Below are 24,620 nucleotides of genomic sequence, written 5' to 3' on the forward strand. Positions count from 1 at the left end.
AATGTATCAGGCGACTTTCTGTTTACCTGTAATTACCCCAATAAATTCCTGCACCTGCCTTTGTTTACGCGCCGACAGCTTACACACCTGGCGCAGTGACTGCATCAGTTCGCTCTCTTCGGCGGCGGGTGAAGTTAATCCCTTGCAACTGGTTCACTTTCTTGAAGTCGCTGATCGCTTTTTCCAGTAATTTTTGTAATAACTGGATCTTCGTTGCCGGAAGTTTGATCTTGTTAATTCCAGCGGCTAAGGCGCTGGAGTTTAACAGCAAAATGGTACGCTTTTATCACAGCAAAGACGCGACGGAGATGATGGCGTTTTTAGTGGAGTGCTATCAGGTATGAATAAGATATTAGAGATTCATTTATTTCACCCGGTGCAGAGCCACCGGGCGTTATGGAGATAATTTAGTATATCTACATATATTGTGGGCTTTGCTCATAGGTCTTTAGTAGATGCTCATTTAACGCACCTTCACCGTGCAAGGTTACCAAGAGATTGCAACGTGCTCGGGTAAAACCTACATAGAGTCTCTTTATATCCTCACTCAAATCATCGCTATTATCCCGTGTTCTCGCTGCATCAATAATGACAACTGAGTGAAACTCAAGCCCTTTGCTGCTGGGTAATGGCATAACAGAAATACGCTCTTGTTCCGGCGTCCAGGACTTTTTATCTGCAGAGCTTACAATAAGATTAAAGGGGATGTTTTTCGATTCAAGTACAGAACTTAGAGAGTTAGAAAGGGTATGAGTTGATGGACTTAGTATAGCAATTTCAGACCACGGAATCCCTTGTTCATTTTGCTCTGTAATCCACTTGACTGCTCTTGCTATTTCTTCGTCCTGTGTGTCGAAATGTTCAAGGTTGGGATAATCGCCATTCATTCCTCCCGCAGCAGGTTTCTGATAGGTTAAAGAACTATCGATATGGCTATTAAGATAATTAAATGCAATGCAACTGGCAAAGTGTAGGATTTGCTGTGTGTTTCTGTAATTTATATTAAGAATAGTTGTGCGTCCTGTCGCTTTAATATCTACGCTGGACAGTGTAAAGTCTAATGCTTTCTTTTTTTGGTAAATTGACTGAGCATCATCATAAAGAAATAGCAAATTCTCGTCCTGAGAGTCAGTCATTTTTGCCAGGATTTTTAACCATTCGGGCTTAAAATCATGTCCTTCATCAATTAATACAGCACTGTATTGTTCTGGTTTTATTTTTCCTGTATTGAAACCATCAGTCAACGCTTTCTCCATATTTTCAAAAATATTATCCCCTTCTGGAATGGTGATCTTGTTTTCTTTAATTTGTTGGAAACACCATGCATGAAAATTTTTAACCTTTATTTTCTCTGCAAAGGGATGATTGATGAACATCGACCGAAGTTTTTTGGCTAAAGTAATATTGTAGCAAATGACAAGTATTGGCTTTTCGCTGTCATTTTTTTTCGCTAATTCCTGACAGCGATGATAGAGGATCAATGTCTTCCCTGAACCTGCAACACCATGAATGATTCGGTGGCCATCTCTCATACTTCTGGCAAGTTGTTCCTGTTGAGTATCCAGTATAGAAATGATGGTTGGTGCATCGACACTAAATTCATCACGGTTTTTACTTCTCTTGTCCCTTTCTATTCTGACATCGGGGTATAAGTGCCATCTAATCCTGTTCAACTGTTCTTGTGTAGCATGACATTTGAAGTCATATTTAATCAGCGAATGTATTTTGGATGAAACATCCTCTTTTGACATAAATTCATTAAGTTCGTCTTTGCAGATAACGAGATCCGATGGGAAAATTCCGAGCAGTTCCTCTTCGGTAAATTTATTATTTAATGCTTCTCGCGTAATATTACTAAAGTATACGCCATATCCATAGGGGAACAGAAGATTGCCATTGTAACGCTCCTCCTGTTGGCATAATAAGGGGTCTTTTTTTAACTGGTTTACAGCTTCGAAAGCATATTGCCTGACTTGTTCTATCGGATTCTTTAAAGATTGAATACCATTTTGTGTCTCATACAACACATTAGACTTGTTGGCTTTTTTTATTTTTGTAATAAACCAATCTTTTACCTCGAGAAAAATAATGCCTTTTTCTGGCGAAAGTATCATAAAATCTGGGTGAAGATGCTTATCACCTGTAGGAATGTCATACCAACAGCAGCACTCTTCGCCAAGTCCTCTTTCAAGAATTCTTGCCAGCCTTTTCTCTCCGGCAGTAATTTTATCGTTGCAGCTACTGATTGTTGGGATTATTGTTGCCATATTAATCTCTTGTATTCGTGTTGATTATAATTCAACTGCTATTAATTTATTTGCTGATTGTTTTGGTTGACGATTTTTCTTTTTTGGACTGTACCAGAATGTTTGCATATTTGGAAATTAATGCATCTATTACGCCTCAATAGGACGTCTATCATATAGATTGTTTTTAAAAGTATGAGTGGTGGCAATGTAAGTACATCTGTATTTAGGGGGTTATGGCAGAATTATATTTTTAATTTGAATGGGCATTGGAAAGAAAATAAAATAATGAAGCGAACGGAAAATGATAGGATTTTATCCTCGTCCGCTTCGTATGAGTAGGTTAAGGTGATTACTTCCTCAACCCCGCAAACGCCGCCCGAATCTCTTCCTCCGGCAGCTGAATCCCGATAAACACCATTGTGCTATGCGGTTTTTCATCGCCCCATGGGCGGTCCCAGTCGGCGCTGTAGAGGCGCTGGACGCCCTGGAACAGCAGGCGGTTAGGTTCGCCGTCAATCCACAGCATCCCTTTGTAACGCAGCAGTTTGTCTGCCGATTCCAGCAGCAGGTTTTCCATCACCCGGGAAACTTCGCTGATATCTACCGGGTAATCCAGTTCCACCACAATCGACGAAATATTGTTTTGTTTATCTGCGATAAAGTGGAAACGCGGTTTGGTGCTGACGACGTTTTCTTCCAGCATAAAACCGTTGGTGTTGAACAACAGGTCCAGGTCGATGTCGCCGTGGGTGACGGTGTAGACCGGTGCGCGGGCGTTGATGCGTGCCAGGCGTTCGCGCAGTTTTTCTGCTTCGCCTGCGACGTCGGTTTTGGTCAGCAGAATCCGGTCGGCGTAGCCAACCTGTGACTGGGCGATGGTGAACTGGTTCATCTGCTCATCGGCATGTACCGCGTCCACCAGCGCAATCACGCCGTCCAGCAGGTAGCGCTGGCATAAAATCTCATGGGAGAAAAAGGTCTGAATAATCGGGCCGGGATCGGCCATGCCGGTGCATTCAATGACCAGACGATCGAACTGAATATTGCCCTTGTCGAGATTATCCAGCAGGTCGAGTAGCGCGTCTTCCAGCTCGTTGGAGCGCGAACAGCAGATGCAGCCGTTGGTCAGCGTTTTGATCTGCGTGGCGCGGTCGCCAATCAATTGATCATCAACGGAGACTTCGCCGAATTCGTTTTCAATCACGGCAATCTTGTAGCCGTGTTGTTCGTTAAGAATATGGCGCAGCAGGGTGGTTTTGCCTGCGCCTAAAAAACCGGTGAGTAGGGTAACTGCAATCGGGTTCATGCTCTCTCCATTAACAACAGCGCATACCGCCTTTACCATCGCCGCCGTAGCGCGCGTTCTGGCGTTCGCGGAAGAATTCTTCGTAGCTCATGTACGGCTTGTCGGGATGGTTGGTCTTCATATGCTCGACGTAGTTGTCGTAGTCTGGAATGCCAATCAACATCTTCGCCGCCTGGCCGAGATATTTTTTTGCCTGTCCTAAGTTACCAAACATTTTGCCTTCCAGATATGCGTAAAGCCCGGAAGCTGTCCGAGCTGGGGATTTGCCGGATGCGGCGTAAACGCCTTATCCGGCCTACGATAGACATTTTGTAAGCCGGATAAGGCAACCGGTTAGTGGTGCGAAGAAATCTTCACGCCGCCTTCCGGGATTGGAACGTACGGTGTTTCTTTGTCAGTACGTTTGTCGCTGTTACGCACCGCAAGCCAGGTTTTGAAACCGTAGAAGATGATGCTGTACACCACAATCAGGAACAGAATACTTAGACCCGCGTTGGTGTAGTTGTTCACAACGATGTGGTTCATGTTGGCAATCTGCTGCGCCGTCAGGTCAGTACCGTTAGCAATCTTCTCTTTGTACTGGCTCGCCATGTAGAAGAAGCCTTCCATCTGCGGGTTGGTGCTGAACAGTTTCAGGCCCAGCGCCCAGGTGGTGCAGATAAGCAGCCATACAGCCGGAACAACAGTTACCCAGATGTATTGGGTGCGCTTCATCTTAATCAGCACAACGGTACCCAGTACCAGCGCCACGGCTGCCAGCATCTGGTTGGAGATACCGAACAGCGGCCACAGGCTCTTAACGCCGCCCAGCGGATCGACCACGCCCTGATACAGCAGGTAGCCCCACAGACCCACACAGCCCGCAGTACCGATGATACCGGCAACCAGAGAGTCAGTTTTTTTCAGGAACGGGATGAAGTTACCCAGCAGGTCTTGCAGCATAAAGCGGCCAGAACGGGTACCGGCATCCAGTGCGGTCAGGATGAACAGGGCTTCGAACAGAATACCGAAGTGATACCAGAAGCCCATGTCAGCCATCGGCAACACTTTGTGGAACACGTGAGCGATACCTACCGCCAGCGTCGGCGCACCACCGGCACGGTTCAGGACAGAAGGCTCACCAATGTCTTTCGCGGTTTGCAGGATCTGCTCTGGAGAAATCACGAAGCCCCAGGAGCTGACGGTCGCTGCCGCGTGTGCGGTAACGTCTTTCAGCTGCGCCATGATGATCGGCGCGTTCTCGCCACCCATTTCATGCAGGTTAGGCATGGTGATGCCAAGGCCAGCAGGCGGGGTATTCATCGCGAAGTAAAGACCCGGTTCGATGATGGACGCAGCAACCAGCGCCATAATCGCCACGAAGGACTCCATCAGCATTGCGCCGTAGCCAATGAAACGCGCGTCGGTTTCGTTAGCCAGCAGTTTCGGCGTCGTACCGGAAGAGATCAGCGCGTGGAAGCCAGATACCGCACCACAGGCGATGGTGATGAACAGGAACGGGAACAGAGCGCCTTTCCACAGCGGGCCAGTACCGTCAATGTACTGGGTCATCGCAGGCATTTTCAGTTCCGGGTTCAGCACTACGATACCCAGCGCCAGGCCGACGATAACGCCGATTTTCAGGAAGGTCGCCAGATAGTCGCGCGGTGCGAGGATCAGCCACACTGGCAGCAGTGCGGAAACAAACGCATAGCCAATCAGCGCGAAGGTAATGGTGGTGTCTTTAAAGGTCAGTGCCGGACCCCAGTATGGATCGTGTGCAATCACGCCGCCGAAGTAGATAGAGGCAACCAGTAGTACGATACCAATAACAGAGACTTCACCCACACGTCCCGGACGAATAAAGCGCATGTAGATACCCATAAACAGCGCAATCGGTACGGTTGAGCAAACGGTGAAGACACCCCACGGACTTTCGGCCAGGGCTTTAACCACAATCAGCGCCAGAACGGCGAGAATGATGATCATGATTAAGAAACAGCCAAACAGCGCGATAGTTCCCGGTACTGGCCCCATCTCTTCTTTGATCATCTCACCGAGAGATGCGCCGTTACGGCGAGAGGAGATAAACAGCACCATAAAGTCCTGAACCGCACCGGCCAGCACTACCCCCGCCAGCAGCCACAGCGTGCCAGGCAGGTAGCCCATCTGCGCGGCGAGAACCGGACCCACCAGCGGACCCGCACCGGCGATAGCGGCGAAGTGGTGACCAAACAACACGTAACGGTTGGTCGGAACATAGTTCAGACCGTCGTTGTTAATAACCGCAGGCGTCGCGCGCGTGGGGTCGAGTTTCATCACTTTCTGGGCGATGTACAGACTGTAGTAGCGATACGCCACCAGATACACCGACACAGAGGCGACCACGATCCACAGGGCGCTGACGTGCTCCCCCCGACGTAATGCAACTACCGCGAGGCAGAATGCACCGATGATTCCGAGAATCACCCAGGGTATGTGCTTGAATAGTTTTTTCGTATCCATAGTAAAACCTGGCATTTTACTCGTCGTCTTTCGGCTTACAGGTGCGGCAGCTGCATTCGTTCACCCCAGTCACTTACCTTGTAAGCTCCTGGGATTCCCTCACTTGCCGCCTTCCTGCAAACCGAAATCCTTAGAGTAATTTGTTAATCATAGGCCGAAGCCGTTCTAGGTTTGCGTTGCGTTTGAGGAGGTAAATTGACCGCTATCCTGCAGTGATGTTGCCAGAGTTACGCGCGCGTAAAGTAAGGTAAATAACTGAGTGGTTATATTAGGGACGTAAGCGGTCAGGAATGGCGGTGAGCGGTTGGGCAAGAATTATTCGTCGGAGTAATATGTGATTGAGATCACAATAAAAATCCCCCTTCGATAATTAACCGAAGGGGGAGTTCTTAGAAGAGAGTATCCAGCTCTGCCTGTACGTTGTAGTCGTCATCAGTCAATAACAACGTTTTCCATTTGTCGAAGGTCAGGCACGGATGGGAAGTGCCAAACACCAGAATGTCCCCCACTTGCACGTCGCTGTTGGCAGCCAGTTGTAACATGCAGTGCTGATCCATAATGCCTGTACTGCGAATCGCCTGTGGATCAAATGCCAGTGATTTGCCGTTGCGGTAGTGGGCGACTGGTTGCGGCAGTCCGGCGTCGAAGGCGCAATCACGCTTACCAAAATTTACCACCGCACGATCAGCTTCCGGCACCGATTGCACCATGGCGACCAGTTCCAGCGCAGATGTGAGATCGCCTGCCAGATCGCAAGCCACAGGATCACGGGCGAGCAACTGTTGTTGTGCCGCGTCGTAGATCCCGGTGTCGTGAGTGATATAACAGCCAGGGCGAATAACAATGCGGCAGTTATCAGGCTTTTCTGCCGCCAGCCAGATATTGCACACCACGTCATACCAGACCGTGCCTGCTCCGGTGAGAATAAACTCGCCATCAACCAGACTCGCCATATCACAGGCCAGTTGTGCGGCATCCCGTAGCAGAGCTTCTACCTGCGGCTGTGGATCGTCACCGTGTAAAACACCTTCATATAACTCAAGCCCCCGCAGACGTAATCCTGGTAATTGGGCCGCCTGCTTAGCCAGTGCCAGTGCGGCATCCGTTGAGCGGCAACCACAGCGCCCGCCGGGAACACCCAGCTCAATCATCACGTTCAGCGTCTGTTGCTGGCTGGCAAAAAAGGCAGACAAAGCGCGGGCGTTCTCAATGCTGTCGATACAGCAGATAAAATCGACCGTCGGGTAATGGCGTTGCAACTGGGCAATCAGCTGCATATTCGCCTTGCCGACCAACTGGTTAACCATCAGCACACGCTGAATACCGCTCGCCATTGCCGCACCAGCCTGCCACGCGCTACCGACACCTATTGCCCAGGCGCCTGCCGCCTGCTGCGCCTGAAAAATCCACGGCGTCATGGTGGTTTTACCGTGCGGTGCCAGTGAAACGCCGCGCGCGTCAGCATAGCGTTGCATCCACGCAATGTTGTTCTCCAGGGCCTGCTTTTTAATGATTGCGGCAGGTAAACAAACATCTTCGGCAAGGATATTTGCGGGCATTTGCATCAGGGCAGATTTATGGGGAACCAGCGGCTCAGAGTGGTATTTCATAACATTCACCTTTTAAGTTTTTCACCGTATCGGATGTAGGTATCATTTTTAACTAAATGAAATATAAGTGTTTAGTTTATTTATCTTATGGTTTATGAATAAAAGTATCAGAAAATCATCTGGGTTTTGCGTAGTTTTCCACTGTTTTTCATCCTTGTAAATGGTTAACTTGTCACCATTGCAGAAATGGAGTGACGAACATGCAGGTTGACTGGTTATTCAAAAATGTGACGGTTATCGACGGCAGCGGCGGCCCTGAATTTCGCGGTGACGTGGCAATAACAGGTGATCGAATTGTTGATATTGCCCCTACGCTTAACGTTACGGCGCAGCAGGTCATTGACGGTGAAGGACGGGCGCTGGCACCAGGGTTTATCGACGTTCATACCCATGACGATATCAACGTTATCCGTATCCCGGAATATCTGCCAAAAATCAGCCAGGGGATCACCACGGTGATTGTCGGCAACTGCGGGATCAGTGCAGCGTCGGCGAAAATGAAAGGCGAAGTCCCTGACCCGATGAATCTGTTGGGGGAAGCGGAGCACTTTATTTATCCCACCGTTGAAAGCTATGCCCTGGCAGTGGAAGCAGCCAGACCGTCACTGAACGTTGGCACGCTGATTGGTCATACGGCGCTGCGTAATAATCATATGGACGACTTGTTTCGCCCGGCGACGGCGGATGAAATTGCCGCCATGCGTGCCGACTTACGTCTGGCGTTGAGTCAGGGGGCGCTGGGGTTAAGTTCCGGACTGGCTTATGCCACCGCATTTCAGGCGACTACCGAAGAGGTGATGGCGCTGGCGGAAGAACTGGCAGGTGAGAAGGGGGTTTATACCACTCATCTGCGTTCTGAATTCGAACCGATTCTGGATGCGCTGGATGAGGCGTTTCGTATTGGGCGTCATGGCAAAGTGCCTGTCGTGGTTTCCCACCATAAATGCGCTGGGGCGAAAAACTGGGGGCGGACAAAAGAAACGTTGGCTTTTTTTGACCAAATGCGTCAACACCAGGAAATTGGCTGCGATGTCTACCCTTACTCGGCCAGCTCTTCAACGCTGGATCTCAAACAAGTCACCGACGAATTCGATATTGTGATCACATGGTCACAAACACATCCTCAGCAGGCCGGGAAGACACTGGCACAAATCGCCATCGACTGGCAGATGAGTATGCTGGAGGCTGCGAAGCTGCTAATGCCTGCCGGGGCTATCTATTACAACATGGACGAGCGCGACGTCCGCCGAGTGTTGAGTTATCCGGTCAGTATGATTGGCTCTGACGGTCTGCCCAATGATCCCATGCCGCATCCGCGTTTATGGGGCGCTTTCCCTCGCGTGCTGGGTCACTATTGTCGTGATGAAGGCTTATTCCCGCTGACCACAGCTATCCACAAAATGACCGGGCTTTCTGCCAGCCGTTTTTGTCTGCCCCAGCGTGGACTGGTGAAAGTCGGCTATTTTGCGGACCTGGTGTTGTTCGATCCGCAAACCATTCGTGATGTTGCCAGTTTTTCTGATCCCAAACGCCCGGCAGATGGCATTGAAGCGGTGATGGTGAACGGTGTTATGAGCTATGGTCGCGATAAACATATTACAGGCCGTGCGGGCCGTTTCCTGCGCCGCCAGACCTCACATTAAGGAGTGAATATGAGCATTAAACGTTACGGTACGGAAGGTGGAACAGGCACTGGCGGGCAGCATTTGCCGTTTGCCAGGGCGGTTGAGGCGGGCGGCTGGCTGTACGTTTCCGGGCAAACGCCAATGAAAAACGGTGAAGTCGTCGAAGGCGGAATCGTTGAACAGTCACGACTGGCGATCCAAAACTGTGTCGACATCATGACCGAAGCCGGTTATAGCCTGGCGGATGTGGTTCACGTGAAAGTGATACTGACCGACGCCCGCTATTTCCAGTCATTTAATAAAGTATTCAGAGAATTTTTTGGCGAGAATCCGCCCGCACGTATTTGTTGTGTGGCTGATCTGGTTGTCGATTGTAAAGTCGAAGTCGATGTGACCTGTTATAACGCGACCCGCTAATAAATTTAAGAATTAAAAAAACAGACCGCAATTGAGTGCTGAATACATTCAGCACTCCGGGAACTCTTACATTATTTTCTCTCTACTGGCAGGATGTGAATTATGAACAGTCATATCTTTTTAGTCGGCTTTATTATTTATGCCATCGCCATGATTTGGCTTGGTTGGTTTGTTTCTCGTAATCAGAAAAGCGGAGAAGATTTTCTGCTGGGCGGGCGTTCGCTGCCGCTGTTTCTGACGCTGGGCTCAACCGTTGCCACGATGGTTGGCACAGGTTCCAGCATGGGCGCAGTGGGCTTTGGCTACAGTAATGGCTGGGCCGGAATGCTTTATGGCGTCGGTGGGGCCGTAGGTATATTGCTGGTGGCGTGGCTGTTTGCGCCGGTACGTAAATTACGTTTTATGACCATGAGTGAAGAACTCTCTTATTATACTGGCGGTAGTCATTTAATTAAAAATATTGTCGGTCTGATGATATTTATTGCCTCTATTGGCTGGCTGGGAGCGCATATTTTAGGTGGCAGTATGTATCTTGCCTGGGCAACAGGTATTGATCTTACTGTAGCAAAATTAATTATCGCCTTAGCTTTTGCGATATACGTTATTATCGGCGGTTATTCGGCGGTGGTGTGGACAGACACCATTCAGGCCTTAATTTTGTTCTTTGGCTTTATATTGATGGCTATTCTTGCCGTTGTTCACGTTGGCGGCTGGAGTGCGATTGAACAGGCGATGGACCCAAAAGCGATGAGCCTGTTTGCGATTGATAAAATGGGCGTACTGCCTGCGCTTTCGCTGGCGCTGGTTATTGGCGTTGGTGTACTGGCCACACCGTCTTATCGCCAGCGTATTTACTCGGGTAAAGATGTTCCCTCTGTACGCCGTTCGTTTGTTATTACTGGCGTGTTGTATCTGTTCTTCTCGATTCTGCCTGCCATTATCGGCATGGCGGCGTTCACCATGAACCCGAATCTGGAAAACAGTAACTATGCCTTCTTGTTCGCCACCAGTTTTCTGCCGCCATTGCTTGGCCTGGTGGTACTGATTGCCGGGCTTTCTGCCACCATGTCTTCTGCCAGCTCCGATGCCATCGCAGCGGTGGCGATTATGATGCGCGATGTCTACACCATGATTACCGGCAGAATGCCGCCGGAGAACAAGGCAATCACTTACTCACGCTGGATGCTGACCTTTGTTATTGGCCTGGCGCTGGTCTTTGCTCTGACCTCTAACGACATCATCAGCTACATTACCAAAATGATTTCGATGCTGATGTCCGGGCTATTTATCTGCTCGATTCTCGGTCGCTTCTGGCTACGCTTTAACTGGCAGGGCGCGCTGGCAGCGTTAGTGAGCGGTATGGTGATGTCAATTGTGGTGCTGATGAATGCCGACTGGCTGGCTTACTGGGGTAACCCGTGTATTCCGTCAGTGCTGGGAAGCCTGGTCGCTGGCGTACTGGTGACGCTGGTAACGCCAGCAAGCGAGACCAGCCGGGAAGAAGCTCTGGCTATTATCACCAATGAGCGTGAAAACCAGAGTGTCGTGATCACCAAACCTGAAGAGGCATAACCAATAGTGCTAATCGCCAAGTGGCTGGCGGTTAGCGCCACCCCGGTGGCTGTCTAATGCCAGTTTTATCCGCCGCAGGCGATCTTTCGCCTGCGCTTTATTTGCCATAGCCAGCTCTGTTGCCAGCACATCGATCATCGCGAGCATGGCGTAACGGGAAGGGGTGGGCTTAAAAATGTAATCACTTTCCTGAACCAGCAACGGCAATACCAGATCCACCTGTTCTGCCAGTGGTGTTTGTGCAGGCGTAATGGCGATAACTCGCGCGCCGTACTGACGGGCGATTGCCGCACTTTCGATGATTTCTGGCGTATAGCCGCCGAGTGAAAGAACTATCACCACATCCTGCGGCATCACGGCTGAGCACATCATTCTCATCATTAGTGAATCGTTCTGACTGACCACTGGCAATCCCAGACGGAACAGACGGTACTGGATCTCCTGCGAGCAGATGGTAGAACCGCCGCCCGTTCCCAATGCAAGAATTTGCCGTGCCTGACTTAACCAACTGACCGCCTGACTGATGGCGTTCATGTCCAGTGAGCGACGATGCGTTTCCAGCACGCTGATAATTGATTCGTAGATCCCCTGAACGCCGTCAAGATCCGGTACATCGAGAATAAACCGCTGCCCGATAGCCAGTGACTGCGCCAGTTTGACTTTCAGTTCGCGGACATCTTTGCAACCCAATGCACGGGCAAAACGCGTCACCGACGCCTGGCTGGTTTGTGTTAACCGCGCCAGCTCGGCAATTGGCAGTTCCACGGCTGCGGAGACGTCATCAAGAATAAATTGTGCGATACGCTTTTCAGTGGCGGTTAACGCCATAAACCGCTCGGTAATGCAGGAGATGATATCGATGCTATAAGCCATGGGGTATCACTGATTCAGTAAAAACTGGTACTTTGTACCATAAAGAATCGCGCCAGAGTGTGACCCTCATAAAAAATGTAAGTAAGCAGCGACAAAAAAACGCTCAACACCGCTCCAGATCATAAAGTTTTCTACCACCAGGCCGACAACCTGAGTATCCGGTCTGGAGGGAAGAGAAACCATGTTAAAACGTATTAAGATCGTGACCAGCTTATTGCTGGTTTTGGCCGTTTTTGGCCTTTTACAACTGACATCAGGCGGTTTGTTCTTTAATGCCTTAAAAAATGACAAAGAAAATTTCTCCGTTTTACAAACCATTCGTCAGCAGCAATCCACGCTGAATGGCAGCTGGGTCGCGTTGTTGCAGACACGTAACACTCTCAACCGCGCGGGTATCCGCTACATGATGGATCAGAACAATATTGGCAGCGGTTCAACCGTCGCCGAGCTGATGCAGAGTGCCAGTATTTCGCTGAAGCAAGCGGAAAAAAACTGGGCGGACTACGAAGCGTTGCCGCGTGACCCGCGTCAGAGCACAGCCGCAGCGGCGGACATCAAACGTAATTACGATATTTACCACAATGCGCTGGCGGAGCTGATCCAGCTGTTAGGCGCAGGCAAAATTAATGAGTTCTTTGAGCAGCCGACTCAGGGTTATCAGGACGGTTTCGAGAAGCTGTATATGGCTTATATGGAGCAAAACGATCGTCTCTACGATATTGCCGTGAGCGATAATAATGCTTCCTACAATCAGGCGATGTGGGTGCTGGTGGGCGTGTTGAGCGTCGTGTTAGCCGTCATTGTGGCCGTCTGGTTTGGTATTAAAGCCTCGCTGGTAGCACCAATGAATCGCCTGATCGAAAGCATCTGTCATATTGCTGGAGGAGATTTGGTAAAACCCATTGAGGTGGATGGTTCTAACGAAGTAGGACAACTGGCTCAGAGTTTACGCCATATGCAAAGTGAACTGATGCGTACTGTCGGAGATGTACGTAACGGTGCTAATGCCATTTATAGCGGTGTCAGCGAAATTGCCACGGGTAATAACGATCTCTCATCACGTACTGAGCAACAAGCGGCTTCACTGGAAGAGACGGCGGCCAGCATGGAGCAACTGACTGCAACGGTGAAACAGAACGCCGAGAACGCGCGTCAGGCCAGCCATCTGGCGTTAAGTGCTTCTGAAACTGCGCAACGTGGGGGCAAGGTAGTGGATAACGTGGTGCAGACGATGCGCGATATCTCCACCAGTTCGCAGAAGATTGCCGATATTATCAGCGTTATCGATGGTATTGCCTTCCAGACCAACATTCTGGCTTTGAACGCGGCGGTTGAAGCGGCGCGCGCGGGTGAGCAAGGGCGTGGTTTTGCGGTAGTTGCGGGGGAAGTGCGTAACCTGGCGCAGCGTAGCGCCCAGGCGGCCCGTGAAATTAAAAGCCTGATTGAAGACTCTGTAGGTAAAGTGGATGTCGGATCTACGCAGGTCGAAAGTGCCGGGGAAACCATGACAGAGATTGTCAGCGCCGTAACACGCGTTACTGACATTATGGGAGAAATAGCTTCAGCCTCTGATGAGCAAAGCCGTGGCATTGATCAGGTTGGTTTAGCGGTTGTCGAAATGGATAGGGTAACGCAGCAGAACGCCGCGTTAGTGGAAGAGTCTGCTGCCGCTGCCGCCGCGCTGGAAGAGCAGGCCAGCCGTCTGACCGAAGCCGTGGCGGTGTTCCGTATACAGCAAACGCAACAGCGTCAGCATGAAGCTTTGCCAGTGGTAAACGCAGCGTTGCCGGTTGTGCCGCGCAAAATTGTCGTCGCTGATAGCGGGGATAACTGGGAAACGTTTTAACACAAGGATGCCGGATGAGTGCTTCATCCGGCATTTTTATCGTTATACCAGGAACAGTGAGATTGCCGGGATATACGTGACCAGCAACAGCATTAGCAACAGGGCTACCAGTAGTGGCAGAGATTGCTTAAAGAAATTTCCCACAGAAACTTGCGTGATGTTACACACCAGCAGCATCACGGTGCCCACTGGCGGAGTGAGTGCGCCAATCGACAGGTTGAAGATCATGATGATGCCGAAATGCACCGGATCGATACCAAAGTGCTCTACCACTGGTTTCAGTAGCGGCACCAGGATCACCAGAATGGCGTTTCCTTCCAGAAACATTCCCAACGTTAAAAGCAATACGTTGATAATCAAAAGGAACATATATTTGTTTTCAGTCAGCGAAGTGACGAAATTCGCCACCGCGACGCCAGCATGTTCCATTGAGAAAATCCAACCCAGTGCGGCACTGGCCATAATCACCAGCATTACCGATGCTGTGGCGCGTGCGGTTTCACCCAGTGCTTTAACCACTTGAGAAACCTTCATTTCACGGTAGATGAAAAAGCCAATCGCCAGAACGATTAATACCGCTGCGGCGCCCGCTTCTGTCGGGGTGAAGATATTCGCCCGAATGCCTCCTACTACGGCAAAAATCAGAAACAGCGCAGGCCACGCCTGACCGAGAGAGAACACCACTTCTTTGCCAGTTGGCCAGCTTTCACGGGAGGGTTTGGCGTTAGTTGTGCGGGCGACCAGGTAGACGGTAAACATCAGTACCACTGCGCACAGCAAACCGGGAACAAGACCGGCAATAAACATTTTGCCGATGGAGACGTCAGCGACCAGGCCGTAAATAATCAACGCAATTCCCGGCGGTATGATTGGCGTGACTAACGAACCACCGGCGGTAATTGCGGCGGCAAAGGCACGGTTGTAACCCATGCGTTCCATTTCCGGCACCATCATACGCGATAGCATTGCAGCATCTGCAAGGTTAGAGGCGCTAACACCGCCCATCATGGTGCTGACGAGAATGTTCGCTATGCCCAGACCACCACGCATTTTCCCCACCAGAACGTTGGCAATTTGTAAAATGCGTTCTGCAATGCCGGTGTAGCTCATTAGCGTACCCAGCAAAATAAAAAACGGAATTGCCAGTAGTGAAGGACTTTGCGTCGGGGCGATTAGTCTCTGGACAGCAATTTCGATCGGCACGCTGGAGAAGAATAAAAAGTAAGCGATGATACCAATAAACATCGCCAGATAGACTCGAATGTTAAGAAACAAACAGACGATCATGAGCGGGATAATTAATAACCAGGTCATTGTTTTTCGTCTCCGCTATGGGGGGGCTTTATATCGGTGATTAGCCAGTAAAGGGTATAGAGAGCCGTTGCCAGCGCCCCGACAGGGACCGCCAGATCGATCCAAAACCAGGAAACTTTCAGTATTTGTGTCACTTTGAACTGCGCCATTTCTGCCAGCCGGTAGCCCAGCCAGGCCATATAAAGCAGTACTCCGAGGGAGAGAAGGGCAACCAGAACGGCAATCACTCGCCTGATAGTTGCAGGCAGCATATCCATTACAAAAGGAATGGTCAGATGTGCGCGGTCACGTTCTGCCACGATACCGCCTAACATCACTACCCAAATCATCAGCATCCCGGACATCTCTTCTGTCCACTGAATTGGTTGGCCGATGAAATAGCGCATAAATACTGCTCCAATTGTCATCACAACCAGGATAAATAGCGCAAAGGCAGCGCTAAACTCTGCCAGTTTGCCGAAAAAACGCATGAAACCTCCTGTCAGGGCTTGTCCTGCTTTCGTGAAAAAAGCAGGACGATTAGCATCGATATTTATTTCAGTTGTTGTTGAATGGTTTCATAGAGGCCTGGTGTCCACTCTGGGAACTGTGAGTAAACTTCGTGGGCTTTCTTACGGAATGGTTCGGTATCAGGATAGATAACCTCTACACCGGCAGCTTGCATGGTTTTCAACATTTCTGCATCGCGCTCAAGAGTGAGCTTCTGGCTGTAGAGCCCAGCTTCATAACCAGTCTGGTGAATCATTTCCAGTTGTTCCGGGGTTAGGGTGCTAAAGAAAGCTTCGCCACCAATCCAGACGGATGTGTTGGTCAGGTAGTTCACCATCGTCAGGTATTTCGCCTGCTCATAAAGTTTTTGCCCTTGCAGGACAGAAATTGGGTTTTCTACTCCGTCAATAACGCCCTGGGTTAATGCAGGATAAACTTCACCTAATGGCATTGGGGTTGGCGTTGCCCCCATTGCCTGAATAGCTTTTATTTGCATAACGTTATTAGGTACGCGAATTTTTAATCCCGCGAGGTCTTCAACAGTGCGAATGGGTTTTTTAGAAATGATCTGCCGAGTACCATACAGATAATTATTCATAACCACGTGAATGCCTTTTTTCTTCAGGCTTTCATTTTTCTGCTTGAACCAGTCGCTTTCATATATTTTGAACAGTTTTTGCGGATCGTCGGTTAAATAGGGGCCGAACAGAATACCCAAATCCGGTTCATAATCAGCGAGGAATGCCACATCGCTCAGGGTAATAACATTCATCCCCATCATGGCTTGTTCAGTAACATCCTGTTTTGACCCCAATTGTGAACTGGGATAAAGCGCCAGTGTTATTTCACCACCACTTTTTTTATTCAATAGATCTGCCCAGTAATGCATGACCACATCCAGTGGTTCGCCAGGGTTATTTTCATAGGCAACTTTTATCGAAATCGGTTTTGCCTGAATCATTGACGGTAAGAAAAGGGTACTGACAGTAATTAACATTGCTATTATTTTACTCATATTCCACATACTCCATGCTATAGAATAAATAACTCCAATATTACTATCTGGAGACTGGAGAGAAACACCATGAAAAGGTTGTCGTCTTTTTGGAAAGTAGCCAGCGAATAGACTGACTGCTGTAAATATTTCGTGAATTCGTGCACTTGGTATGACTTTGCTGTTTTTAATCGGTTTTTAATATGACTTTATTGTATATTCTTAAGTTATGAAATGCCTGGTGAGTAATGGTCTGTTTTCAGATAGATAAGAGTTTTTTTAGTATGACCGTGGTTAATGTATTTGTTGCGATTTTATAGTGTGACGGTGAAACTATTATTTCGCAAAGAATGATTTTTTATAATTTGTTGATGATTGTTTAAATTGATAATATGATGAAATGAACTTTTCAGTTGACGGTGTATGGCGATCTCTTTAAATTTGTTACGTGTGGAATAAATATATTTGCGTCGGTTATGTTTTTGTCAGGTGTTGAAAATGAAAAAATGTTCATATCTGTCTGGGATATATAGATAAAAATGATTTTGTGGTTGTGTGTACGAAGGATGGTAAATCATATTCATTCGCGCAATGAATGAATAAACGTAAAGTAATAAGTTGGTAGGTTTTTAATCTAACCTAATGAGTAAGTGTTGCGACTAATGATTAATTGTAGGTGATAAATTAGATGTTATTCTTGTAAGGTTAGGTTGGTTATATTCATTATTTATGCATCAGGAAGCGGGGTGATTATATGGAAATACTTTTAACGATTTTGATTCTTACTCTGGTTGTCTCATTAACCAGCGTGCTGACGCGAATTTCTCCCATCCAGATTCCACTTCCTTTAATCCAGATTGCCGCTGGTGCTGTACTGGCCCAGCCCATATTTGGTCTGCACGTGGAATTCAATCCTGAACTTTTTCTCTTATTGTTTATACCCCCATTGTTGTTTGCTGAAAGCTCAAAAATACAACCTAAAGAATTGATCAAGCACAGTCGGGAAATTGTCAGCCTGGCGCTTGCGTTGGTGCTAATCACTATTTTTGGTGTCGGCTATGTGATTCATTTGCTATTACCGAATGTGCCGCTCATCGCTGCTTTCGCATTAGCCGCCGTGTTGTCACCTACCGATGCCGTGGCGTTGCTAGGGATTGTCGGGAAAGGGCGTATTAGCAAAAACATCCAGGAAGTGCTTGAAGGCGAAGCGTTGATGAATGATGCCTCCGGACTGGTGGCGTTGAAATTTGCTGTTGCAGTAACGATGGGGACGATGGAATTCAGCGTCCATGGCGCAACCATTGCGTTTTTTGTCGTCGCGTTGGGCGGTATTGCTGTGGGGATCGCTGTTACCTGGTTATATGGCAAAGGACTGCTGCTGATCAGCCGATATGCTCACGATGAACCTTCCATTCAGATTGTATTGATGCTTCTGTTGCCGTTTATTGTTTATCTGTTTGCGGAACATTTTGGCTTATCTGGCATTCTTGCTGCTGTTGCCGCGGGATTAACAACCAGTCGCATTGGCGTAGTCCACCACGCGCCTATTCGTCTGAGAATTAAAGCTAAAAGTAGTTGGTCGATGCTTGAATATGTCTTTAACGGCATGGTGTTCCTGATTTTAGGCTTACAACTTCCAGGCATTATTTCGGAATCACTGATCCGTGCAGAAAACGATCCACTGGTGGATACCGGCTCGCTGCTCCTTGATATCATTTGGATCTATCTGGCGTTAATGGTTGTGCGCCTGGGCTGGCTTTGGCTGATGCGTCTGTATAGCCGTAAACGGTCCGGCAAACATCCGATGCTGTTTGCTGGATATAAAACGCGTCATATGCTGCTGGCGACCTTTGCGGGGGTGCGCGGAGCCATCACGCTTGCGGGGGTGCTTTCTATCCCGTTAATGCTGCCGGATGGCACACCTTTTCCCGGACGCTACCTATTAGTTTTTCTCGCCACTGGCGTGATCCTCTTTTCATTAGTCTGCGGCATTATTATTCTGCCGTTACTATTGGGGAAAAATATGGGGATTTTCGGCGATAATCGACAAAAAGAAGAGGAAGCTGCCGATCTGTTTATGTCCAAAATGGCTATACTGAGCGTGCAAAAGACCCAACAGCGTTTGCTACGCACCAGTACGGAAAACCTTGACAACGATCTGATTGTGGAAACGGGGGCCAGATTTATCGATTATATGCGGTGTAATGAAGATGATATGTCATCTAATGATAATTCCCTACATATGCAGCGTGCGAAGCTGGAAAGAACATTTAATCTGGCAGCGTTAAATGCTAAACGTGCGGCTATTTACCAGATGCGCGCAAGGCAAGAAGTCAGTGATGAAACACTGGCAAAAATAGTCAGTGAATTAGATGTGCTGGAAACTTTAATCATGGATAGTCGATAATTTTAATCATGGCTGTAATAATGGATTAAATGATGCTGATAATATTGGTTTTAGCATCATTTAATTATCTATTAATGATAATTATAATATTTAGCTGGGTTAATAATGTGTTGATGTAATGTTGTGATATTAATCCAGAGTCAATGTTTTTAAACGGTACTTAATTTATCGCGATGTTGCCTGATAGAGCGAATCATTGACTGTTTCGCTGTATCAAGATGATTACGTAGCGCGAATATCGCGTCTAAATCGCTACGGCAAATCAGGGCACTGAGGATGGTCATATGTTCATCAACAGCAATGATATTACGCTGTTTAAGATCGCTTTCCTCCCATTGATAGTGAAAATGAAAGATGACAGATATGATTTCAAGTGATTGATTAAAAAAGATATTGTCAGCAGCGGATAACAACATGGCATGAAAATCCCGGTCTAACTGCGAAAACATCCGGAAGTTACTGCCAATGCTGTCACGTAGTATCCGGTGGCGCTCAAGCATGGTTTTCGCTTGCAGCCAGCGGGGATCATCATCGGGAAGGTTGAGAAAGTGCTGGAGTGAGTGTGTCTCCAGCATTTCGCGCAGTTCAAACAGTTGCTCGGCATAGGATTGATCGAACTGCTTCATGCTCCACTGACCGCGCTTTTCGCTTTGAATAAGATTATACCGACCGAATTTTAAAAGATATTCTCGTACCACGACTGGGCTGACGCCTGCTGCCCGCGCAAGTTGGAGTTCGGAAAAACTCTCCCCGGCGCGTAAATGTCGCTGGTTAATCATGGTGAAAAATGCCTGCTCGAAAATGTGGTTTTGCTCTGTAAGCGAGGCTGCGATGCAATCAAATCCATCGTTCTGCTCGGGTTTGCGGGCGACAACATAATCCTTTCCCACCTGGGTAAGCACGCCGCATTCGCTTAAATGTTGGAGTATGTGGCGTACCGTGGTGCGACTAATGTTATACATCTCTGCCAGTCCATTTTGCGAAGGCAGTGGGGAAGGAATATTTCCCCGAGCCAGATCTTCAATCACCTGGTTTATGACGTTATGACGTAAATTCTGCGAACGGCTCATTGTTCCCTCCGGTACGGTATTAAAAACCGATTAAAGACACTTTTATGCGTGTTCTTCTGCATATTTTATGGGCAAATTCAGTCGTTCTTATAAATTCGACGATATCTGGAAGTAATAAAATAAAAGGAGCGGTGAATCATGTCTACAATGAAAATCTTAATTTGTCAGGAAATAAAGAAATTAGTTTGGGAAGTCCGGGCAAGGCCGGCACCAGGAGACAACGAAGCATTAATTAAAATTAAAGTCGTCGGAATTTGTGGTACGGATATTCATGCCTGGGCAGGTAATCAACCATTTTTTAGTTATCCACGCGTCTTAGGCCATGAAATATGTGGGGAAATTATTGAATCAGGAAAAAACATTCACAATTTTAATATTGGACAGCAAGTTGCGGTAATTCCGTATATTTCTTGTCAGGAATGTCCGGCGTGTAAAAGCGGTCGCACCAATTGCTGTGAAAAAATTTCGGTCATTGGCGTGCATCAGGATGGCGGTTTTAGTGAGTATTTGAGCGTGCCAGTGGCGAACATTTTGCCTGCGGATGGTATTGATCCGCAGGCGGCAGCGTTGATTGAACCTTTCGCTATTAGCGCTCATGCGGTTCGTCGCGCAGCAATTGCGCCTGGCGAGCAGGTGCTGGTAGTCGGGGCGGGACCAATTGGTCTGGGCGCGGCAGCAATCGCTAAAGCCGATGGCGCACAGGTGGTGGTGGCGGATACCAGTCCGGCGCGGCGTGAGCATGTGACAACGCGTCTGGAGTTGCCCGTGATGGACCCGTCAGCCGAGGATTTTGACAACCAGTTGCGGGCGCAATTTGGTGGTTCGCTGGCGCAGAAAGTGATCGACGCAACAGGTAATCAACATGCGATGAATAACGCCGTTAATCTGATTCGTCATGGAGGCACGGTAGTATTTGTTGGCCTGTTTAAAGGCGAGTTGCAGTTCTCTGATCCAGAATTCCATAAAAAAGAAACTACGATGATGGGCAGCCGAAATGCCACGCCGGAAGATTTCGCGAAAGTCGGGCGGCTGATGGCGGAAGGGAAAATTACTGCCGATATGATGTTAACCCATCGCTATCCATTCGCCACGCTGGCAGAAATCTATGAGCGCGATGTGATTAACAATCGTGAGTTGATTAAGGGCGTGATTACTTTCTGATAATGCGAGTTGCCATGCAGCGCCCGGGGAAATGTTGGGCGCTGTTTTTTTTGTTTCTTAATAATGTGTTGTAAGCCGGAGAAGGCGTGTAGGTCGCACTTTATGCGACCTACAAATCAGTCAGTGATTACCCTTCACGCGCCACCACTTTGATTTCCACCATGCCAATGCCGAGCTTACGCGGCGAGTGTCCGAGGATATTCCCTTCGTTGGTTGAGACAGGTTCTGGCGGAACAATTACCAGTGTGTCGGCATCGGTTGGGTTATCGAAATGCAGCGTGGTGGTGGTCACTTCATTGCCCAGTACGATGGTTTGTTCTTCATTGCCTACGCGTACCGGAATAGGACGGCTGGCGTTATTGCCGTATGCTTTGGCGGTAATCACCAGGTCAAATTTCTTCGGCAGCGGATGCTTGTACTCGATTTTTACTTCATCACCCAGCTGCGCGTTGGACCAGCGGCCCCACGACTCCGGACGGGAAATCCCGCTAAACTGTTTCACTTCTTCCGGTGCACCCGCGACGTTAAAAATGAAACTGTCGGCTTTGTAGCGAATATCGTTATCGACAATCTTCAGCGTATCGACATTGCCTTTGTAGCGTTCCATATCGATGACGGTATCTTTAAATGTGGTTTTGCCCTTCCACGTCGTTTTATCAACATGTTGAACAATTTGCTGACCACCAAGCTGCCCCTGGGAAACACACCAGTCAGTGGAGAGAGCCAGCTCTGGCGCCCATAGCTGCGCCATCTTGTAGCAGCGATCAACCCAGACGAAATTGTCGCGCGGAGCGAAATCGGCCAACTGGAAACGAAGTGGTGCAGAATATTCGCTTTCTGGCAGTGGTTCCACACGTTTATCCGACACGCGTAACAGTAGCGGCAGACGGAAATGGGTACCCGAGAAGGCGATCATGTTTTTATTCTGATCAATGGTGAACTCTTTCATCTCGGTGGGGAATTTCCACAGACGAATGATATCGGGCTTCCACGCCAGCACTTTTTCTTTAATGTTGAGGAACACTTCCGACATGGATTGACCAGAGAGGCTACTACGCCCAAGGCCGATAAAGTTATCGCCACCAAGAATATCCAGCACTGTAGCGCCGTTATCCATGGTGTTGCGCTTCACCGCCAGCGTCTCTTGCTGTGGCTTGTCGCCACGGATGACGAAAAACAGGTTGTTACGATCCTGTTTATTAAGGTATTTCCACGCCGTGTTGTTCATCGCTAAATGGTCAGAAGAGACGACGATGACGGTATCTTTAAACCACGGTGACGCTTTGATTTTGTTGATAAACGTCGCGATGTTCTCCTGGCTGCAACTTACCGCGCTGAATGACTGATTCGGCTTACCGTCAAAATCATATTTTTTGCGGTTGCAGGTGCGAGAGATAAAACCATCCGGGTGATGGGTATCGACCGTCAGAGTAAACAGTGAGAATCGCTGACCAGAGCGGGAAAGCTCTTCAAACTTTTTCCACGCTTCATCCAGCACGGTATCGTCGTAGAATCCCCAGTCGTTGCGATAATGCGGATCCGCCACCACACTTTTCAGCTCTTCTGCACCATACAAATGGTCGAAGCCGTGTGATTTCAGGAACACATCTTTACCCGCAAAACGCAGGTTAGCCCCTTGCACAAAATAGTTCTGATAACCGGAGTTTTTCAGGATATCGCCAAGACAGATGTTCTGCGGGAAGAAGCTGGAAACCGAGGCAGAGGCGTTACCTTCAAACGGGGCAAACAGTGGAATCCCGCACTGAGACGCCACCATGCCCGCGATAGTGTAATCCGTTCCTGGCAGTTGTTGAGTATGACTGAAATCCAGCCCTTCATTTTTCAGTGCGCCCAGTTCGGGAGTGAGGTCCGGAAAAGCGTCGTTATCAAAATAGGTCCGCTCCAGACTCTCACCATAGATATAAACCAGGTTAAGTTTGGGGGCAGGGATGGTTTTCGACGGTTCTTTATAATAAGCCGCAAAGTCAGGATCGCCGTCGCGTGACTGGGATTTTACCAGCTCCGTTATCTGGCGAAACGCCGGGCTGGCGTCCACAGAACCCAGCGCCAGTAAGAGCGCCAGCAGGCTGTAGCCAAAATGGTGAGGATGATGACGGCGTCGGCGTAGGATCCAGCCCAGCGCGCCGAAAACTACCGCCAGTGCCAGCACGACACCCACTCCCGGCAGGATATATTTGCTGACGCCAGCACCGGTCAGGCTGTTAGTTAAGGTATAGAGCACCGCGTCGTTAATGCCGTCGCCAGTAAAATAGTCGCTGGCAAACAGGGTGATATTTAAAACGACAAATAACCCCAGCACCGTTAACGTGGCTGCAAACCACCAGGTGTTACGTCCCGCTTTCCATGCGTAGATCAGCACAGAGGCGAGAAACAGGGCGAAAGAGAGTAGTTCTGACAACGGGCGATCCTCACTAAACCAGGCTGTATAGCCGATGTTTAAGATTTTTTGAGAAACACAATGTAATGGTGCTGCCATATTGCTGCAATTCTAGTGTCAAAAAAATGCGATGTTGTTAGGAATTAGTTTATAAACAGACTTTTTTGAGCGAGGTTGTTTCCCGCATAGCAAGGGATGAAAGCGTCAGAAGCGGGAAAAAGAGAAGGGGATAGCCGCGCCAGCCGATTAACAGCTAAAACGCGGCGTTATGCGAATCAGGAAATAAAGTTCAGACCTTGCTTTAACACCAGATCGCAGGCTTTGGTTTTTACCTTTTCAGCTAAAGGAGTCGTACCGATGTTGTCCAGATTAAGCTGCTGACCATCTTTGGTTTTTAGCAAACCCTGAATGCCATCCAGATAGTTGGTATCTTCTTTCTGCTCTTCGCTGTTCAGGCCCAGCTTCTCCAGGACCTGATTTTTGATGTTTTCCGCATCGGTAACTGAAGCCAGCTTTTGCTTCGCGCAGTATTGCAGAATGCCTGCGGCATTGTTCATGTTATCTGCGCTTAATGCCTGGTTGCCACTACTAAGCAGGTTAGTTAATGAGGCGAGCGACCAACCGCCTTCCTGTGTGGTGCTGTTTTGGTTGCCTAACTCGCTGGCGGCGTTGGAAAGCGCATCTTTCCAGGACGCAGCATGCACCCCGGTTGAAATGAATGCGCTGGTGGCACTTGCACAGCACAGAAGGTGTTTAATAGTTTTCATCATCATTACTCAAGGTGGAATTGTGTCGCAGTATAGCG

At 48.6% G+C, this 24,620-nt stretch carries 19 protein-coding genes and 1 pseudogene; 6 read left to right on the forward strand and 14 right to left on the reverse strand.

All coding sequences use genetic code 11. The annotated features are described in order from the left end of the window. Positions 1–6: 6 nt before the first annotated feature. The 7 genes and pseudogenes from FEM44_RS25595 to FEM44_RS14230 form a co-directional block, all read right to left on the reverse strand. A pseudogene (locus tag FEM44_RS25595) lies at positions 7–129 on the reverse strand (hypothetical protein); the annotation flags it as partial. After that, entirely contained in the window at positions 80–271 is a 192-nt protein-coding gene (locus tag FEM44_RS25175) for a DUF3387 domain-containing protein (protein ID WP_167850684.1), read from the reverse strand. The gene FEM44_RS25175 and the pseudogene FEM44_RS25595, both read right to left, overlap by 50 nt. A 145-nt stretch (positions 272–416) precedes the next feature. Continuing rightward, the gene (locus FEM44_RS14210; RefSeq protein WP_138159060.1) at positions 417–2,267 is read right to left on the reverse strand and encodes a 3'-5' exonuclease; all 1,851 of its coding nucleotides are present in this window, start codon (positions 2,265–2,267) and stop codon (positions 417–419) included. A gap of 331 nt (positions 2,268–2,598) precedes the next feature. Continuing rightward, entirely contained in the window at positions 2,599–3,555 is a 957-nt protein-coding gene (gene yjiA, locus FEM44_RS14215) for a GTPase (protein WP_135523710.1), read from the reverse strand. Positions 3,556–3,565: 10 nt separating this feature from the next. Beyond that, the gene (locus tag FEM44_RS14220; RefSeq protein ID WP_000467859.1) at positions 3,566–3,769 is read right to left on the reverse strand and encodes a YbdD/YjiX family protein; all 204 of its coding nucleotides are present in this window, start codon (positions 3,767–3,769) and stop codon (positions 3,566–3,568) included. Between the two features lie 119 nt (positions 3,770–3,888). Beyond that, positions 3,889–6,039, reverse strand: a complete 2,151-nt coding sequence (btsT, locus tag FEM44_RS14225) for a pyruvate/proton symporter BtsT (RefSeq protein ID WP_001298933.1) — start codon at positions 6,037–6,039, stop codon at positions 3,889–3,891. Between the two features lie 389 nt (positions 6,040–6,428). Continuing rightward, positions 6,429–7,649: an amino acid deaminase gene (locus tag FEM44_RS14230; RefSeq protein ID WP_135523711.1), complete on the reverse strand. Its 1,221-nt coding sequence runs from the start codon at positions 7,647–7,649 to the stop codon at positions 6,429–6,431. Between the two features lie 200 nt (positions 7,650–7,849). On the opposite strand from FEM44_RS14230, the gene FEM44_RS14235 reads away from it, so the two are divergent. The 3 genes from FEM44_RS14235 (at position 7,850) to FEM44_RS14245 (ending at position 11,263) form a co-directional block, all read left to right on the forward strand. Next, positions 7,850–9,292: an N-acyl-D-amino-acid deacylase family protein gene (locus FEM44_RS14235; RefSeq protein ID WP_135523712.1), complete on the forward strand. Its 1,443-nt coding sequence runs from the start codon at positions 7,850–7,852 to the stop codon at positions 9,290–9,292. A gap of 9 nt (positions 9,293–9,301) precedes the next feature. Continuing rightward, on the forward strand, positions 9,302–9,691 hold the full coding sequence (locus FEM44_RS14240) for a RidA family protein (protein WP_000023754.1): 390 nt from the start codon (positions 9,302–9,304) through the stop codon (positions 9,689–9,691). A gap of 102 nt (positions 9,692–9,793) precedes the next feature. Further along, on the forward strand, positions 9,794–11,263 hold the full coding sequence (locus FEM44_RS14245) for a sodium:solute symporter family protein (protein ID WP_135523713.1): 1,470 nt from the start codon (positions 9,794–9,796) through the stop codon (positions 11,261–11,263). Positions 11,264–11,272: 9 nt separating this feature from the next. Here FEM44_RS14245 and FEM44_RS14250 read toward each other — a convergent pair whose 3' ends face one another. After that, entirely contained in the window at positions 11,273–12,136 is an 864-nt protein-coding gene (locus tag FEM44_RS14250) for a MurR/RpiR family transcriptional regulator (protein ID WP_064530245.1), read from the reverse strand. 181 nt (positions 12,137–12,317) lie between these two features. Between FEM44_RS14250 and tsr the strand changes: the two genes are divergently transcribed. Beyond that, positions 12,318–13,982 carry a methyl-accepting chemotaxis protein gene (gene tsr / locus FEM44_RS14255; protein ID WP_135523714.1) on the forward strand — a complete coding sequence of 555 codons (1,665 nt, stop codon included), beginning with the start codon at positions 12,318–12,320 and terminating at the stop codon, positions 13,980–13,982. 42 nt (positions 13,983–14,024) lie between these two features. Here tsr and FEM44_RS14260 read toward each other — a convergent pair whose 3' ends face one another. The 3 genes from FEM44_RS14260 to FEM44_RS14270 form a co-directional block, all read right to left on the reverse strand. Continuing rightward, positions 14,025–15,296: a TRAP transporter large permease gene (locus FEM44_RS14260; RefSeq protein WP_135523715.1), complete on the reverse strand. Its 1,272-nt coding sequence runs from the start codon at positions 15,294–15,296 to the stop codon at positions 14,025–14,027. Then, positions 15,293–15,766 carry a TRAP transporter small permease gene (locus tag FEM44_RS14265; protein ID WP_135523716.1) on the reverse strand — a complete coding sequence of 158 codons (474 nt, stop codon included), beginning with the start codon at positions 15,764–15,766 and terminating at the stop codon, positions 15,293–15,295. The genes FEM44_RS14260 and FEM44_RS14265 overlap by 4 nt, the downstream gene beginning before the upstream one ends. A 62-nt stretch (positions 15,767–15,828) precedes the next feature. Next, complete coding sequence (locus FEM44_RS14270; protein ID WP_135523717.1) at positions 15,829–16,800, reverse strand: C4-dicarboxylate TRAP transporter substrate-binding protein; 972 nt, start codon at positions 16,798–16,800, stop codon at positions 15,829–15,831. 733 nt (positions 16,801–17,533) lie between these two features. Between FEM44_RS14270 and FEM44_RS14275 the strand changes: the two genes are divergently transcribed. Next, positions 17,534–19,186, forward strand: coding sequence for a Na+/H+ antiporter (locus FEM44_RS14275; protein ID WP_135523718.1), 1,653 nt, complete (start codon positions 17,534–17,536; stop codon positions 19,184–19,186). A 149-nt stretch (positions 19,187–19,335) separates the two neighbouring features. Here FEM44_RS14275 and FEM44_RS14280 read toward each other — a convergent pair whose 3' ends face one another. Beyond that, the gene (locus FEM44_RS14280; RefSeq protein ID WP_135523719.1) at positions 19,336–20,256 is read right to left on the reverse strand and encodes a GntR family transcriptional regulator; all 921 of its coding nucleotides are present in this window, start codon (positions 20,254–20,256) and stop codon (positions 19,336–19,338) included. A gap of 138 nt (positions 20,257–20,394) precedes the next feature. Between FEM44_RS14280 and FEM44_RS14285 the strand changes: the two genes are divergently transcribed. Continuing rightward, complete coding sequence (locus FEM44_RS14285) at positions 20,395–21,417, forward strand: zinc-binding alcohol dehydrogenase family protein (protein WP_135523720.1); 1,023 nt, start codon at positions 20,395–20,397, stop codon at positions 21,415–21,417. Positions 21,418–21,544: 127 nt separating this feature from the next. Here FEM44_RS14285 and opgB read toward each other — a convergent pair whose 3' ends face one another. Further along, positions 21,545–23,836: a phosphatidylglycerol--membrane-oligosaccharide glycerophosphotransferase gene (opgB, locus tag FEM44_RS14290; protein ID WP_135523721.1), complete on the reverse strand. Its 2,292-nt coding sequence runs from the start codon at positions 23,834–23,836 to the stop codon at positions 21,545–21,547. 254 nt (positions 23,837–24,090) lie between these two features. Then, positions 24,091–24,585 (reverse strand): DUF2501 domain-containing protein YjjA, encoded by a 495-nt coding sequence (gene yjjA / locus FEM44_RS14295; protein ID WP_135523765.1) that lies wholly within the window; start codon positions 24,583–24,585, stop codon positions 24,091–24,093. Between the last annotated feature and the right edge of the window lie 35 nt (positions 24,586–24,620).

The organism is Escherichia sp. E4742 (genome assembly GCF_005843885.1).
In the GTDB taxonomy this organism is placed as follows: domain Bacteria; phylum Pseudomonadota; class Gammaproteobacteria; order Enterobacterales; family Enterobacteriaceae; genus Escherichia.

Coding starts and splice junctions, on each gene's coding strand:
- FEM44_RS14210 (WP_138159060.1), bottom strand. CDS start 2,267: ATGGCAACAATAATCCCAACAATCAGTAGCTGCAACGATAAAATTACT.
- yjiA (WP_135523710.1), bottom strand. CDS start 3,555: ATGAACCCGATTGCAGTTACCCTACTCACCGGTTTTTTAGGCGCAGGC.
- FEM44_RS14220 (WP_000467859.1), bottom strand. CDS start 3,769: ATGTTTGGTAACTTAGGACAGGCAAAAAAATATCTCGGCCAGGCGGCG.
- btsT (WP_001298933.1), bottom strand. CDS start 6,039: ATGGATACGAAAAAACTATTCAAGCACATACCCTGGGTGATTCTCGGA.
- FEM44_RS14230 (WP_135523711.1), bottom strand. CDS start 7,649: ATGAAATACCACTCTGAGCCGCTGGTTCCCCATAAATCTGCCCTGATG.
- FEM44_RS14235 (WP_135523712.1), top strand. CDS start 7,850: ATGCAGGTTGACTGGTTATTCAAAAATGTGACGGTTATCGACGGCAGC.
- FEM44_RS14240 (WP_000023754.1), top strand. CDS start 9,302: ATGAGCATTAAACGTTACGGTACGGAAGGTGGAACAGGCACTGGCGGG.
- FEM44_RS14245 (WP_135523713.1), top strand. CDS start 9,794: ATGAACAGTCATATCTTTTTAGTCGGCTTTATTATTTATGCCATCGCC.
- FEM44_RS14250 (WP_064530245.1), bottom strand. CDS start 12,136: ATGGCTTATAGCATCGATATCATCTCCTGCATTACCGAGCGGTTTATG.
- tsr (WP_135523714.1), top strand. CDS start 12,318: ATGTTAAAACGTATTAAGATCGTGACCAGCTTATTGCTGGTTTTGGCC.
- FEM44_RS14260 (WP_135523715.1), bottom strand. CDS start 15,296: ATGACCTGGTTATTAATTATCCCGCTCATGATCGTCTGTTTGTTTCTT.
- FEM44_RS14265 (WP_135523716.1), bottom strand. CDS start 15,766: ATGCGTTTTTTCGGCAAACTGGCAGAGTTTAGCGCTGCCTTTGCGCTA.
- FEM44_RS14270 (WP_135523717.1), bottom strand. CDS start 16,800: ATGAGTAAAATAATAGCAATGTTAATTACTGTCAGTACCCTTTTCTTA.
- FEM44_RS14275 (WP_135523718.1), top strand. CDS start 17,534: ATGGAAATACTTTTAACGATTTTGATTCTTACTCTGGTTGTCTCATTA.
- FEM44_RS14280 (WP_135523719.1), bottom strand. CDS start 20,256: ATGAGCCGTTCGCAGAATTTACGTCATAACGTCATAAACCAGGTGATT.
- FEM44_RS14285 (WP_135523720.1), top strand. CDS start 20,395: ATGTCTACAATGAAAATCTTAATTTGTCAGGAAATAAAGAAATTAGTT.
- yjjA (WP_135523765.1), bottom strand. CDS start 24,585: ATGATGAAAACTATTAAACACCTTCTGTGCTGTGCAAGTGCCACCAGC.